The organism is Pseudomonas gingeri (assembly GCF_013385635.1).
Taxonomy (GTDB): domain Bacteria; phylum Pseudomonadota; class Gammaproteobacteria; order Pseudomonadales; family Pseudomonadaceae; genus Aquipseudomonas; species Aquipseudomonas gingeri_A.
The window spans coordinates 101,160-115,251 of record NZ_JACAPR010000021.1; the positions used below are offsets into that span (position 1 = coordinate 101,160).

Below are 14,092 nucleotides of genomic sequence, written 5' to 3' on the forward strand. Positions count from 1 at the left end.
CTCCAACATTTTTAATCCCGTTAGACCCTTGGGCGCTTATGCCGCCCAAGGTATCCATGAACCAGGCAGGGTCTAAGCCCTTGTAATTCGAGCACGCTGCAGCAAGGCGTCTCGTCCAAACTTAGCTACTTGAGTGGCGAAAACTCAGTAGGTATTAGAATTTTATTTTCAGCTGATTCAATCAATTCCGATATCTTGGGAAGAAAATCTTTCCAAGCTGGATCACTCGCCAATTTCGCACGGCGAACCGCACGATCTTCAAGACTTTTGTAAGCCCAGATATGGACGATTTGACTCAGGGGGCCAATTTCGGTGGTGAAATAGCCAATGAGTTGGCCAAGAATGGGCTGTTGAATTGAAATGCCCTGCTCTTTGATTAATTGAAGATATTTAGCCATATGGCCGTTGCGTATTTTGTAGGTTCGTTGCTCTACTATCATTACGCACCTCCCAGGGGTGTTTCGTGCATAAAATCATCCAACGTCTTTGCAACCAATGCAGGGGCCTCAATTAATATTGAATGCCGCAGTTTCGGAAAGATCACCAGTTTGGAGCCTGCAATCTGATCATGCATGAAGCGCGCCATCCGTGGATTGGATCCGCTATCCTCCTCTCCGGTCGCTATTAACGTTGGGCAATCAATCTGGTTGAGGTTGTCGCCGTAGTCACTTTCAGCGAGCACCCGATAGGCTGATGCGTAGCAATCAGGATCATTGCTTGCATTTCTGGCCCGCAGCTTCAGGATTAGCTCGGGGTTTTTCAGCTGAAAGTCCTCAGTTAGCCACCGTGATAGGGAAGCATCGTAGTGAGACCCCCTATCACCGGTTTGCAGCGCGAGCAAACGAGCCTGGACGCGAGCCCTTTCCTCATCATTTCGCCCTGCTACCGTGGACAGCAGCATCAGCCGCTTAACTCTGGCCGGGTTGGTCAAAGCAAGGCGTTGAGCAATGAGGCCTCCGAGGGAAAATCCAGCCAGATTGAATTGATCAAACCCAACGATGCTTGCCAAACCAACGACCTCAGCGACCATTTGGTCAGTGTCGTAGAACCCTCTTACCAAGCTGGACTTCCCGTGGCCTCTCAGGTCAAACGTGAGGATTCGGTAGTGATCGCTCAACAATTCAACGATGGGCTCCCAAGCCTCAAGGCTGGAGCCTACGCCGTGTATACATACCAAAGGTTCCGCACCCTTCCCGGCCAAGCGATAATTGAGGGTAACTGCGCCGATGACCGCTTGGCGATCAGAGACCGACCCCGTCATGGCTTCGAACTCAACCGTTGCGCACGCTCCCGCTCTTGAAAGACCGGAATGATCTCCTCAATGAAGAAACGCAAGGTTTTCTTCTGCAATTCAAATGGCAGGTTGAAGTTGAGACCTACGCTGTACTGGTCTACCCCGGCTGCCTCGTAATCCAGCAGTTTGGTGATCACTTCATCTGGGGTACCAAACATCAGGTTCCGGCGAATATTGTCCGGGTTGTAGTTGTCTTTACCCTTCACTGCCTCATAGGGCACAGCCTCTGGAAAACCATTGGTAACCGTGCCAGCGTTTTGCATGAGGTTTTCGAAGAAACGCCCATGATCGATGCTGTGTTGAACCGGAACGACCCAGTCATCCGGCTTTTCGTAGACGCATGTACGACGCTGCATCATGAAGCGAGGACGCGCGACTTCTGGGTGATCGCTGACCGCTTTATTGAATTTCTCACCCAACGCTTTTACCTCGGCGACTGGCATGGCCAAGGGCGTGGACATGATGTTCGCGCCGACGCTCACCGCCCAATCAAAGGTGCCTGGGTCTCGTGCAGCTACCCAAATGGGAGGCTGGCCGCTTACGGGCTTCGGGACAGCAGCTGTTTTCGGGAATTTCCAGTAGCGCCCTTCGTGCTTGTAGTCTCCCTGCCAGAGCTTTTTGACAGCTGGCAGCAACTCCTTCATGTAGCCTACGCCTTCGCGCTGATCGATTCCTGGCTGCATGCGGTCAAATTCGTATTGGTACGACCCCCGCGCGATACCAAACTCCAAGCGCCCTCCAGTGAGGTGGTCACAAAGCGCGGCCTCAGCCGCCAGGCGAATTGGATTCCAGTAAGCAGCCGCGATGGTGCCGGTGCCAAGGCGAATCTGTTCCGTGTGTTGACCCAACCACACCAGTGTCTGAAATGGATTCGGGGCGATGGTGCATTCCAACGTATGGTGCTCAGACGTCCAGAGCGTTTCGAAGCCACCTTTGTCAGCCATACGTGCCAGTTCAAGCATGTTCGAGATCGTCTCGTGCATCGGAGTCGATGGGGAGAAACGTTCCAGGCTCATTGCAAGAGCGAATTTCATAACAGTAGTCCTTTCAAAAACATTAACGGAGACGAATCACGAACGGATCCTGCATAGCGCCGGAATAATCAATGACGATGTTTTTGGCCCGTGAAAACTCTCTCATCACGTCAAAACCACCCCGACGACCGTATCCGCTGTGTTTGAAACCGTTATTGGCTGACATGTAAGCGGCAGAGCGATAAGTGTTAATCCAAACCGTGCCAGCATCGATCTGATTGGCGAATCGCATCGCACGGTCGATGTCCTGAGTCCAGATACCTGAGGCAAGGCCGTAATTGGTATCGTTGGCCATTTCAATCATTTCTTTTTCAGAGCTGAATGGCACAACACCCACGACCGGGCCAAACAGTTCATCTCGCATGAAGTCCATGGTGTTGCTCGCGTTGGCAAGCACCGTAGGTTCGTAGTACCAGCCTCGGGCAAGTGCCGCCGCTTTGGGCCTCATACCCCCTGCCACGAGCCGAGCACCTTGCTCCTTACCCGATGCTACGTAGCCTTCGAGCTTTTCCACTTGAGCCTTGAGCGCGAGCGGGCCCACATCCGAAGACTCTTCCATAGGGTGGCCTACTTGAATCTTCTGCGTGCGTTCGGCCAAGGCCTCGACGAACTTTTCGTAAATGGTCGCCTCAACGAAGCATCGCGACCCGGCCACGCAAGTCTGGCCAGCAGCTGCAAAGATCCCTGACACAACTCCGTTTACTGCCCGCTCGATGTCCACGTCACCAAACACAACGTGCGGCGACTTACCGCCCAGTTCCATCTGGCAGGGAGCCAGATGCTGCGCGGCGTTGGCTGCAATGCGTTTACCGGTGTCGGTGCTGCCGGTGAAAACATACTTGTCTATGCCTGGATGGCGAGTCAGGGCTTCACCCGTTACACCGCCGTTCCCACTGACCACGTTGATCACGCCTGCCGGAAATCCAGCTTCCATCGCGAGCTCAGCCAACGCGAAGGTTGAAGCCGTTGCATGCTCTGAAGGTTTGATGACCACAGTGTTTCCGATAGCGAGGCAAGGTGCCAACGTGCCGGTCAGGAGCATCAAGGGCGAGTTCCAAGGCGTGATCATCCCGATCACGCCAAGCGGTTCACGAACGTTGAAGTTAAGCTGGTCGAGTTTATTAACCGGGATCGTATCGCCTTGAAGCTTGTCAGCCATCCCGGCAAAGTAGGTGTAGGAGTCAGGCATGGCGCGCATCTGCGCACGCATTTCTTTCAGCAACTTGCCATTGTCTCGGCATTCCAACAGGGACAGCTCTTCGGCGTTCGCCGCGATCAGCTCAGCAAGACGGCGTACAAGCTTGCCCCGATCGGTCTGCGTCATCCGGCGCCACTCGGGACTTCTGAAGGCATTGCGTGCAGCCTGAACCGCTGCGTCCACATCACTCGCATTCGCCTCAGCGAACTGATACCACACTTCGCCAGTTGCTGGATCAAAGCTATCGATATAACGCTCAGCGGACGGCGTGACATATTGGCCATTGATAAACAAATCAAGGCGTGAATTTTCAATAGTTTTCACTGTGGTCTTCACGGTCTACACCTCAGAGTTGCTGTTCACGAGTGAAGTCAGCCCACGTCTTGGCTGCTCCATCTATTACTGCCACGCGCCCGCCGTCCGAAGACCCCATGTAAATGCTGAATTTCTGATCTTGTCGCTCTTTGACGTAACGGCGCACAACAGCACGTAGTTCATTACTTGGCATGGCATCGAACGGAATACCGTTCACATTGAAAAACTCAAGCCCTTCTGGCAGATCCTTTGTTTCCGAGTCAGCAATGTGCGCCCTGAAAACCATATAACCAGGATCTTTATCTTCTACGTCAAAAATCGAGTAGAGGAATGTCTTGTCAGGTAGGAGACTGATGCTCTTATTAGCGACGACCAGTTCAAACTTATCTTTCTGCTTCGGTGATTCCGGGAGCGACCAACCACCTTGACTGTCCTTACGGAGCAAAATGCTGTCCTGGGACTCGATCAGATAGGCACTCACCATGCCATGGGAGTTAATCCAACTCTCAGGCAGAGGATTCTCCAAGTTCGCGTAGCTGCCGCGATTGAAGCAGAGCGGTGATTTAGGACTGGTGCCAAAAGCCTGGATTTGTCCGATGAGCACGATGTGATCTCCTGCATCCACACGATTGTGCGTGGTGCAGTCAAACCAAGTGAGGCTATCGGTCAGGATGGGCGCGCCGGTGTGAACCTTGTCATGGCGAACACTTTCAAATTTATCCGTGGCTTTGGACGCAAATTTGTTGGATACGTCCAACTGTTCCTCATGGAGCACATTGACGGCGAAGCTCGCGCTCTCGCTAAACGCTTGATAACTGGCAGCTGCCTTGGCGACGCAAACCAGCAGCAGTGGCGGATCGAGTGAAACGGAGGTGAAAGAGTTAGCGGTCATGCCTCGCGGCAAACCCTCTGGGTCACTGGTGGTAATCACGGTGACGCCGGTAGCGAAAGTACCGAAAGCCTGACGCAATGCCTTGGGGTCGATTTCCGTGTGCTGAACTGGGGCGGTACTGGTAGTCATGGCGACTTTCCTTTTGCTTCTCTTGCTAGAGAGGCTACCCCTCCAAAAAGCTTGTCTCTCCTACGAAAAAACGCAGCGTCATAACTATTTTTCCTCCGGTTCGATGCAGGCAAATTCCATATTGCGCGGCCCGGTGCGGAGGTCGAATCCTCAAAAATGTGGAAACCCCTGATCGGAGACCGACCAGGGGTTCATGGCGATACAGAAGTGGCGCTCAAGCCTTGTTGGATTTTTCCTCTTCCATCTCTGCCATATCCTGGAAGCGATCAGCGATCCTGGGATGAGGGCGAGAACCATCCGCTGCGCCGATAGCTACGAGAATCTCGTCAGGGCCTGGGGCATCCGCGACCTGGAACTGCGCTGTCAGGAAGTGGGAACGCTTACCGGTTTCGGTCTTGTGCACCATGGGTACCGAAATCAGCGCACCAGGGCCGTTACGAACGTTGGTGAAGCTGAGGTAGGCGGTGCCCTCTGCCGCCTCGCGGAACATGTTCCCAAAACGCAGGGTATGGATCAGCCCGGAGGCATGTTCGATCTCACCGTTAGTACCTACACACGCCGCTTTGCCATACGCCTCGATCTGGGCAGCAGGCATCAAGGCGATGAGCCGGTCTGTCATTTCTTTGCCCAAACCTGGTGCAATGCGCAAGATTTCAGGACGCAGATTGTCAACATACCCTTGACCAGCCCAAGGGTTCTTCAGGATCGCAGCTACCACAACCATGGTAATTGGGCGTTCCGCCTCCTTACTCCCCTCAATCAAGGTTTGCTCGATAAACGTGCAGTATTTGCGGACGTTCAAACTCATCAGTTCGTTGCTCCTTATCAGCCAATCTCGTGGGATGTGGTGACGAGATTACGGGAGCCCCCGCCCCCACGCTTCCTACGAATCGACGTAGAATGGAGGAATATTTCACTCTGTATCGCGCTACCAAACGCGATTTACGACCGTCATATTCGCTGCTTGAGGGTAATAACGGTGAAGTTCTTGAACACTACAATGCAGCTGGTATCCCTTCGAGATATCGCAAGCCAGATCAACTCCGGCGCGAACCTGGACGACACCCTCTCACAGCTTGTCAGGGTCAGTTGTGAGCATGCCGACTGGGCCATGGGATCGATCATGGCCATCGACATGGCGGCAGGGTTCGCGTATGTCGTTGCAAGACATGACCCCACGCTGATTATAAAGCCTCTCATAGGTCAGTGGGAGCTCTCACATAGCCCCGCAGTTACTGCGCTTCAACTCAACGAACCGGTCTACATCGAAGACGTCCGGGAAAGCGAATACTCTGGATATAAATCCGAGTCTTATGAACGGGATTACCGAACCGTAGTGGTCATGCCAATGGGGTGCAAAGACTACGAAGGCCGACCTATGGTGTTGAGTGTCTTGTCACGGCACATCAAGCCACTGTCAGAGGAAGACCTCGCTTTCCTAGGAATGATTGTGCACCTGGGCGCGATCGCTGTTGCCCGCGAACACCAACTTGAAGCTCAGCGCTCAACCGCTGAGCAGATGCAGCAGGCACTGCGCGTCCACACCACTTTGCTAGAGCACGTGCTGGCCGAGAATTCCGTTTCCTCTATTTCTCTAATGGTCGGAAGCTTGCTCTCTACACCCGTTGTGGCCGTCGACTTCAACGCCAATCAAGTTATCGCTGGCAGGTCGCCTGATGCTTTGCTGTTCGACGACAGTACTTGGCAGAAAGCAGCGTCAGGCGCTCTCAGCACACAGATCAGCAAGACCTGCCAAGAGTCTTTGAGCCTATCAATTCGCGATTCTGTGCAGTTGTTCCTAGACGATGGCACCAGAAACTTCACGTCCAGGGTGCGAATCGAGCCACTCATGATCGACCACGAACTCGTCGGCGCATTGGTCTTGTTTTCTCCTGCCACTGCATTGACTGAGCTGAATCAGATTATGCTTGAGAGCGCGAAATTTGCTCTGAGCGTTCAGATGATGCGCAGTTTCATTAGGTTCAGGTTTGAAAACCGCAGTTTAACCGAGCTGTTTTTCGAGATATTTGAGAGGCGCTGGCGCGATGATGCTGACATTCGGCAACGTGCGAAAAGATTGAATGTGAACCTTGACATCCCTCAGCAACTCATCGTGATCGATTTTTCGCCCGCCAACAAAGCGGTAATTAAGCCTACGCTTAATCTAAGCCAGAATGTGGTCAGGATCTTACAGCGTGCAAGCATTGATCCCAGCGTCATCACAACCGAACATGGACTGGTATGTGCCCTTCCTTATCAGGGAGATAACTCCAATAAAAAGCTGCAAAAGGTAATCAAACAGATCACCGATGATCTCAGCTATTATCTGGAAGCAGAACCAATTGCCGTGGCAAGCTCAGCTTGTCATCAACTAGGCGACTACTCCCTGGCCTGGGAGCGATGCAAGAGAATCATTGATATCGCCAAAATTTTCGGGCGCAGAGGCCCGCTGTCGAATAAAGATTTTGGGCCAATGCCAATTTTGATCGCCGCAGCGGGAGGTGAAGATGTCCGAGCATTCGTTAATGACAGTGTTGGAGCCATGACAGCATATGACCAGGCGAACAAAACAGACTATGTCGAAACCCTCTCATGCTTCTTAAACGAGAGCTGCAAACCCCAGGCATGCGCAGACTCAATGGAGATCCATGTCACGACACTCCGATATCGTCTTTCAAGAATAAAAGAGCTGTTTGATGTCGATTTGGAGTCGCCTGAGAAACGTTTCTCTTATGAACTGGCAATACGTCTGAGCAGGATCATTTCTGCATAATGCCCTCCCACCTGTAAAGACAGGTGGGAGGGTGAAGTCAGAAGATATTGATAGGGTATTCAGTGATAACACGGATCTCGTCGATCTTTCCTCCACGGTCATCACTTCGGTAGCTAGCCTGACGCACTCGGAACGTCAGGTTTTTAGCCACCCCGCTCTGCACGACATAGCGGCCCTCGATATTTCGCTCCCAAGCCTTACCGTCGAGGTCAACCCCCCGACCATTTTTAAAGTCATACCCTTTCACGTATCGTGTCATGAAGCTCAGGCCTGGCACCCCGAATGATGTCATGTCCAGGTCATACCGTAGCTGCCAAGATTTCTCATCCTCATAGTCAAAGTCAGAGTACTGAACGGAGTTTGCAAAAAAGTAATTTGCTCCACCGTCTGCGCCGTACAGGTAGTCACCTTTACCGCTGACCTGTTGGTACGCTGCCATGAATTGATGTGCGCCGGTCTTGAATGTTGTGGCGAAGCTCCAAATATTGTTATCCAGATCTCCGCTACGCTCATCGCCAATGCTTTCGGTATGATAGCCGTTAAAGTCGAATTTCAGACTTTGACTTTGGTTAAACGGCAACAGATAGGAAGTATTCGCGTAGAGTTTCTTGTAGTAGTTTTCTGTCGTTGCATAGTACAGGCCGCTTGACAGCCTGTCAGTGAACTTATAAGTCCCCCCTAAGTAATCAACGGCTGTCATCCGTTGGCTGTCATGGGAAGATTGGTTCCGGTTGGTTAGAGCTGTGAAATGGCCGGCGTCCACTCGAAGGTCTTTTATTTCTTTGCTGACCAACGAAAAACCATCGACTGTCTCCGGGAGCAAGCGAGTATCGTTCATATTCAAAATGGGCAGCGTTACGATCTGTGTGCCGTACTTCAGTACGGTATTAGAGATCCGGGCCTTGAAAACCCCACCGCCCTTCGAATACTCATCCTTCGCCCCATGGCCATCTTGCTCAAGCAGCGCCGTACCGCCACCCGTGCGACCGTCGCCGGTATCCAGCTTGAGACCCAACATTCCAAGGGCGTCGACACCGAATCCGATTGTCCCCTGGGTAAATCCTGATTCTATCGTACCTATGAAGCCCTGAGCCCACTCTTCCCCATAATTCTGAGCCGCCCCAGATGCTCTGTTGTCACGCTGCATATACATATTGCGCGCGTTAACAACAATTTTCGTATCATCGACAAAACCTTTGGAATCGGATTGCGCACTGGCACAAGCAAATTGTTGACCACTCATTGCCACTACTGCAACCGCGACGCCCATCTTAGCTTTCCGCATCTGAAACGCTCCTAGTTCTATTTTTAATCGCGAAGGCATATTGTTCGAAAAAAGCCTGAGCTTATTCCGGCTAAGTATTGCTTGAACGCAACACCAGATGCTCTTGTGGCATACTTGGCGGAGAACAGTTAAGTATCCTGTCTAGTTCTATGGCTAATATGCCCAGCCATCATTAAATGGGTTCTTAGAGGGAAGGGAGTGCAGCCACCATCAGTTCCTGATGGCACTTGTATCGTATTTTCCGAGTAGCACTCTCACAACCTACGTTACCAAGAACAACGCATATCAATTTTCCTCCGTAATGTAGGAGGAACGGTTAATGCGATGCTAGCGATTGGGGCGCGAGTCGCGGGAGAGAGCCACGTGGTTGGATGCGACTCCATGGAGAGTGAGTGCTGCCATCTGGCCGGCATCGCACCACCGGGCTAGCCCCGCTGGTAGGGAACCAATCTAAATTTCCCGAAGAATTTTTTCTGCCCCTGCGCTGACGCAGTTTGGGATCATCAATAAAAAATCCCCTCCAAGCCTTAACTTGGAGGGGACGTCTACGCCACGATAGCAACGGAGTGCTAGCCTGCGCAGTTGCGCAGGGTGGCCGTTACAGAGGGGCAAGCCCTACTGACACAAACTTGGTGTCCAGGTATTCCTGAATGCCCCACATCCCCCCTTCTCTGCCTAATCCGCTCATTTTCATACCGCCAAATGGGGCTTGAGCTGTAGAAGGAGCACCGTCGTTGATACCGATGAGACCAAAGTCCAGACGCTCGGAAACACGGTGGGCAGTATCAAGGTCTTTCGTCCACAGATACGCTGCCAGTCCATAAGGGCTGCTGTTAGCGGCGTCCACCACTTCGTCGATCGACTCGAACTCCAAAATCGGGGCAACGGGCCCAAATGTCTCCTCTTCGAGTATCCGCATACCGGGAGCCACATCACACAGCACGGTCGGCTCAAAGAAAAGGCCACCAAGGGTTTTCCCACCGACGACCACTCGGGCGCCCTTGCTGACGGCATCCTCGACATGTTCTCGAACCTTGGTGAGACCCTGGGCGTCTACCAGCGGGCCAATCTGCGTTCCGTCGTCGGCCGGATTACCAACCTTCAACGCACCAACACGGGCTGCCAGGGCCTCAATCAACTGGGAGCTCACCGATTTGTGTACGTAAATGCGATTGGTGCAGACGCAAGTTTGACCAGCATTGCGAAATTTACACGCCATGATTTCGTCTGCAGCGCGGTCGATGTCTGCATCGCCAAATACGATGAAAGGAGCATGGCCACCTAGCTCCAGTGAAACTCGCTTCATCGTCTCCGCCGACTGACGGTATAGGAGCACGCCCACTTCGGTGCTGCCTGTGAAGGTCAGCTTCCGAATGCGACTGTCCTTGAAAAACACGTTCGAGACAGCGGCGGGTTGAATGGACGTGATGACTTGCAGGGTACCCTCCGGGCCTCCTACCTCTCGCCAGTATTTCTCAAGCAGAATCGCAGTGATTGGCGATTGTTCTGCAGGCTTCACGATCACTGTACAGCCTGCTGCCAAAGCCGGCGCAACCTTGCGCGTGATCATCGCCGCAGGGAAATTCCAAGGCGTAACGGCGTACACTGGCCCAACGGCTTGGCGACTCGCGTAGAGGCGCTTGTGCTCGTGCTGGCTTGAGAAGGTTTCACCATACAGTCGCTTGGCTTCCTCGGCGTACCACTCGGTAAAGCCGGCGGCGTACATGACCTCACCCAGGGCTTCCTTGATCGGCTTACCCATTTCCTGACTGATCGCGGAAGCAACCTCATCCGCCCCCGCCACTATCCGGTCAAACCATTTACGAAGCAGCTGGCTCCGGTGGTAAGCCGTCGTACGCTTCCAGCTATCAAAGGCCGCAACAGAGACGTCAGCCAACCGTTTCGCATCCGCCTCGACGCAATCAGGAACCTGGGCGAAGACGTCTTGTGTTGCTGGGTTTACAACATCATACAGGCCACCTTCCGCGCTGCCCTCAGGCAACGACGGCAACGCCCATAATCCGCTTGCGGCACTGTTTACTTTGGTATTCACAAATACATGCTCCAACGACTGCAGTTTTTAGGAGACGGGCTTCAGGCGCCAGCTGCCAACAATGCGCGCTCGAACATACTCAGCGCCTCAGCGACATCCTGCTCGGAGATGACCAGAGGACAGATGAACCGAACGACGTTGCGGTGAACACCGCACTTGATGAGCAGCAGGCCTTCCTGGCGTGCGGCGTCGAGGATGCGTTGGGCCAAGCCTGCATCCGGTTCCTTCGTCAGGCGATCTGAAACGAGCTCAACCGCAGCCATTGCGCCAATGGCGCGTACGTTGCCGATGCTCTTGAAGCGCCTCTCCAGGGCTTGAAAGCCATCAAGCAATTGCGCACCGATAGCTTGGCTGCGCTCCAGCAGGTTCTCCGTTTCGAAGATCTTGATAACTTCCAGCGCTGCAACGCATCCGAGTGGGTTGCCACCGTAGGTACCACCAAGCCCGCCAGGTTTAGGAGCATCCATGATGTGGGCGCGGCCCACCACGCCAGAAATTGGTAAGCCGCCTGCCAGGCTCTTGGCCACGGTGACCAGGTCTGGCTGGATGCCGGAATGTTGGAAGCCGAACAGCTTGCCAGTGCGGCCAAAACCTGTCTGGATTTCGTCACAGATGAGCACGATGCCAAGCTCTTCGGTTTTTTTGCGCAGCGCACGCATGAACTCCACAGGCGCTGCGACGAAACCACCATCGCCTTGCACCGGCTCGATGATAATGGCTGCAACTCGGTCGGCTGCAATCTGGGTGTCAAACACCTCTTGCAGGGCCTCCATCGCCTTTTCAGTCGTCACGCCACGGTACTCATTTGGGTACGGCACGTGGTAGATGTCCGGGGCGAGTGGGCCGAAATTCTGCCGGTAAGGTTGGCTCATTCCAGTGAGTGTCATGCCCATCAACGTGCGACCGTGAAACCCACCACGGAATGCGATCACGCCTGGGCGATTGGTGTGACCCCGTGCAATTTTGACGGCGTTCTCGACAGCTTCTGCACCCGTGGTCAAGAACACCGATTTGTAATGCTCGTCACCGCCAATCAGGTTATTAAGTTTGGAGGCCAGATCGACATACTGATCGTAGGCTGCAACCTGGAAGCAGACGTGGGAGAAAGTCCCAAGCTGATTACGCACGGCCTCGACCACCCGAGGATGGTTGTGACCGACGTTCAGAACTCCGATGCCGCCGACGAAGTCCAGGTATTTTTTCCCTTGGTCGTCCCATACATAGGCGCCAGCCGCACGGCTAATGGTGATCGGGTGTGCGATAGCCACGCCGTTCGAGATGTGTTGCTTGATGCGAGAAGCTGAGGTTTCTGGGGAGGACATAGCGGTCACCGTGTTGTGTCAGTGCCGCCATGCTATTGACCACGCGCTGACGCAACTACCTACGTAAAGTAGGAAGTAAACAGCATAATTTCCTCCGTTTTTGCCGACCGAAACAAGTCAGCTATGGTGTTGCCTATTTGACTTAAGGGCGGTGGATGATGAGCGTCATTGCCTACTGGCCTTTTGCTTTGCACGGCTGGAGCAAGCTCCCAGTGCAGAGTGGCAGAGCTATCGCTCAGACATGAGACTGAACATCTCGCAAGCCACCTGTAGCTTGAACCGCGCTTCTGGATCATCCAGGGCGAGCCCGAGGATTGCCTCAATCCGGCCAAGGCGATAGCGCAGCGTGCTGATGTGAATACCAAGGGCGCGCGCCGCATGCAAAAGCTGGAAGCCCTCAGTTGCCAGCGTCATCACGGTATCAGTCAGCGAGTTTCCACGTTTAGGTGATTCGAGCGGCAGTATCAGCTTCTCCACCAAAAGGCGACGGGCATCCGGATCCCCCATAAGGGCTCGGGAAAAAAGCACCTCGTCGAAACTGTGCAACCTGCCTGGTTTGAGCAGCGGGGTTAGGGCCGCGACGTCTTCAGCCCCGACTGCCATGCCAGCCACACCGAAATGCAAACGGCTGACGGCAAGTGCCCCACCCTCATCCCGTAGAGTCCTCCAGATTGAATCGGCCGACACCTCCCCTGGAAGAAGAAAGCTTATCTGGTTCAAGGAGACCGAGATTAAGGGCGGACAGTTGAAATCCTGAAGCACCTGGGCAACCCGGTTTGTCAACCGAGTCCTCCGTGTGAATCCTTCCATGCTCAGTGGGATTGGCTCATCAAGCAGCAACAGACAGACGCGATAGCCTCGGTTTTCACTCCAGCCCGATGCCTTGGCGCGCTCGATAGCGCTGGGTGTAGCGGAGAACTTACCTTCTAGCAAACCCGCGACGAATGCATATCCAAGGCGGGTTTCAAGATCAGATAGCTCGCGCTGGTGTGTCAAATGAAGGGCTGCAATGACCCCAGCGTGCTCGATAGCCTTGGAATCGAGTTCTTCGAACACGCCTTCACTTTGATCCAGCCAAAGCACGCCTAGAATTTCGTCATTGGTTCTGATGGGCACCGCAAGTCGGCCAGCAGGGGCGCTTGGATCTTTGAAAATGAAAGGTGCATTTGTACGAAAAAGGTGAGGTAAAGACTCCCGCTTCGTCAGCCTGGCCAGCAACGCTCGTTCCTCTGCGTCACGGATGGCGAGTCGGGATGTCCCAATGACGTCCCCACCAATTGAAACGATGGTGGCATCTTTCTCCAGTGAGCGCCGCAGGGCGGTGACAACACCGTCGAGGTTGCTGGCGGCGGTCAGGGTTCGATGGATGAGGTCGCTGCGACGGATCGTTTCAGCCTGCATATCGATTATACGGGCGAGTACATCCTGAGTGATCTGGCTGAAGTGGACATCCCACGGAAGCTCCAGCAATGGCAGATCGAGCTTGTTGGCCTCATCAATTGCAGCGGCAGAAAAGTGCTCTCGGAAATGGGGTACGGCCAACACAACCCCTGCGAGCCTTAACCCCGCGAGCTCCCTAACCATGCTGCGAGACTCTTCATCATTTTCCGGCCAGTTGTAGCCTGTGGTCAGAAGCAGATCTCCTGGCTTGAGCCAGTTCGTGATGTCTGGATGATCTACGATGTGCACCCAGGTGATTTCACGATTCATGGCACCGCTGCCGGCAACGATGGTAGCTTCGCGCAGCACTGTTTGTTCCATGGCAGTGACCAGTTTCATAGACACCTTTCGTAGCTG

11 protein-coding genes are annotated in these 14,092 nt (G+C 53.7%); 1 reads left to right on the plus strand and 10 read right to left on the minus strand.

The window, feature by feature from the left end:
- Positions 1 to 125: 125 nt before the first annotated feature.
- From HX851_RS24785 to HX851_RS24810, 6 genes are all read right to left on the minus strand, one after another.
- On the minus strand, positions 126 to 440 hold the full coding sequence (locus tag HX851_RS24785) for an NIPSNAP family protein (protein WP_177066212.1): 315 nt from the start codon (positions 438 to 440) through the stop codon (positions 126 to 128).
- Complete coding sequence (locus HX851_RS24790) at positions 440 to 1,261, minus strand: alpha/beta fold hydrolase (RefSeq protein ID WP_177058641.1); 822 nt, start codon at positions 1,259 to 1,261, stop codon at positions 440 to 442. The genes HX851_RS24785 and HX851_RS24790 overlap by 1 nt, the downstream gene beginning before the upstream one ends.
- Positions 1,258 to 2,328 (minus strand): LLM class flavin-dependent oxidoreductase, encoded by a 1,071-nt coding sequence (locus HX851_RS24795; protein ID WP_177066213.1) that lies wholly within the window; start codon positions 2,326 to 2,328, stop codon positions 1,258 to 1,260. Before HX851_RS24795 ends, HX851_RS24790 begins: the two co-directional genes overlap by 4 nt.
- Positions 2,329 to 2,350: 22 nt before the next feature.
- Positions 2,351 to 3,862, minus strand: a complete 1,512-nt coding sequence (locus HX851_RS24800; RefSeq protein ID WP_177066214.1) for an aldehyde dehydrogenase — start codon at positions 3,860 to 3,862, stop codon at positions 2,351 to 2,353.
- Positions 3,863 to 3,872: 10 nt separating this feature from the next.
- Complete coding sequence (locus HX851_RS24805; protein ID WP_177058635.1) at positions 3,873 to 4,862, minus strand: flavin reductase family protein; 990 nt, start codon at positions 4,860 to 4,862, stop codon at positions 3,873 to 3,875.
- A gap of 214 nt (positions 4,863 to 5,076) precedes the next feature.
- Complete coding sequence (locus HX851_RS24810) at positions 5,077 to 5,670, minus strand: amino acid synthesis family protein (protein WP_177058633.1); 594 nt, start codon at positions 5,668 to 5,670, stop codon at positions 5,077 to 5,079.
- 192 nt (positions 5,671 to 5,862) lie between these two features.
- Here HX851_RS24810 and HX851_RS24815 point away from each other — a divergent pair, with 192 nt between their 5' ends.
- The gene (locus HX851_RS24815; protein WP_177066215.1) at positions 5,863 to 7,635 is read left to right on the plus strand and encodes a helix-turn-helix domain-containing protein; all 1,773 of its coding nucleotides are present in this window, start codon (positions 5,863 to 5,865) and stop codon (positions 7,633 to 7,635) included.
- 37 nt (positions 7,636 to 7,672) lie between these two features.
- Here HX851_RS24815 and HX851_RS24820 read toward each other — a convergent pair whose 3' ends face one another.
- From HX851_RS24820 to HX851_RS24835, 4 genes are all read right to left on the minus strand, one after another.
- Positions 7,673 to 8,920 carry an OprD family porin gene (locus HX851_RS24820; RefSeq protein WP_177058629.1) on the minus strand — a complete coding sequence of 416 codons (1,248 nt, stop codon included), beginning with the start codon at positions 8,918 to 8,920 and terminating at the stop codon, positions 7,673 to 7,675.
- A gap of 598 nt (positions 8,921 to 9,518) precedes the next feature.
- Positions 9,519 to 10,973 carry an NAD-dependent succinate-semialdehyde dehydrogenase gene (locus tag HX851_RS24825; RefSeq protein ID WP_177066216.1) on the minus strand — a complete coding sequence of 485 codons (1,455 nt, stop codon included), beginning with the start codon at positions 10,971 to 10,973 and terminating at the stop codon, positions 9,519 to 9,521.
- A gap of 41 nt (positions 10,974 to 11,014) precedes the next feature.
- The gene (gene gabT / locus HX851_RS24830) at positions 11,015 to 12,295 is read right to left on the minus strand and encodes a 4-aminobutyrate--2-oxoglutarate transaminase (protein ID WP_177058625.1); all 1,281 of its coding nucleotides are present in this window, start codon (positions 12,293 to 12,295) and stop codon (positions 11,015 to 11,017) included.
- A 228-nt stretch (positions 12,296 to 12,523) separates the two neighbouring features.
- Positions 12,524 to 14,074 (minus strand): PucR family transcriptional regulator, encoded by a 1,551-nt coding sequence (locus HX851_RS24835; RefSeq protein WP_177058623.1) that lies wholly within the window; start codon positions 14,072 to 14,074, stop codon positions 12,524 to 12,526.
- Between the last annotated feature and the right edge of the window lie 18 nt (positions 14,075 to 14,092).

Coding starts and splice junctions, on each gene's coding strand:
- HX851_RS24785 (WP_177066212.1), bottom strand. CDS start 440: ATGATAGTAGAGCAACGAACCTACAAAATACGCAACGGCCATATGGCT.
- HX851_RS24790 (WP_177058641.1), bottom strand. CDS start 1,261: ATGACGGGGTCGGTCTCTGATCGCCAAGCGGTCATCGGCGCAGTTACC.
- HX851_RS24795 (WP_177066213.1), bottom strand. CDS start 2,328: ATGAAATTCGCTCTTGCAATGAGCCTGGAACGTTTCTCCCCATCGACT.
- HX851_RS24805 (WP_177058635.1), bottom strand. CDS start 4,862: ATGACTACCAGTACCGCCCCAGTTCAGCACACGGAAATCGACCCCAAG.
- HX851_RS24810 (WP_177058633.1), bottom strand. CDS start 5,670: ATGAGTTTGAACGTCCGCAAATACTGCACGTTTATCGAGCAAACCTTG.
- HX851_RS24815 (WP_177066215.1), top strand. CDS start 5,863: ATGCAGCTGGTATCCCTTCGAGATATCGCAAGCCAGATCAACTCCGGC.
- HX851_RS24820 (WP_177058629.1), bottom strand. CDS start 8,920: ATGCGGAAAGCTAAGATGGGCGTCGCGGTTGCAGTAGTGGCAATGAGT.
- gabT (WP_177058625.1), bottom strand. CDS start 12,295: ATGTCCTCCCCAGAAACCTCAGCTTCTCGCATCAAGCAACACATCTCG.
- HX851_RS24835 (WP_177058623.1), bottom strand. CDS start 14,074: ATGAAACTGGTCACTGCCATGGAACAAACAGTGCTGCGCGAAGCTACC.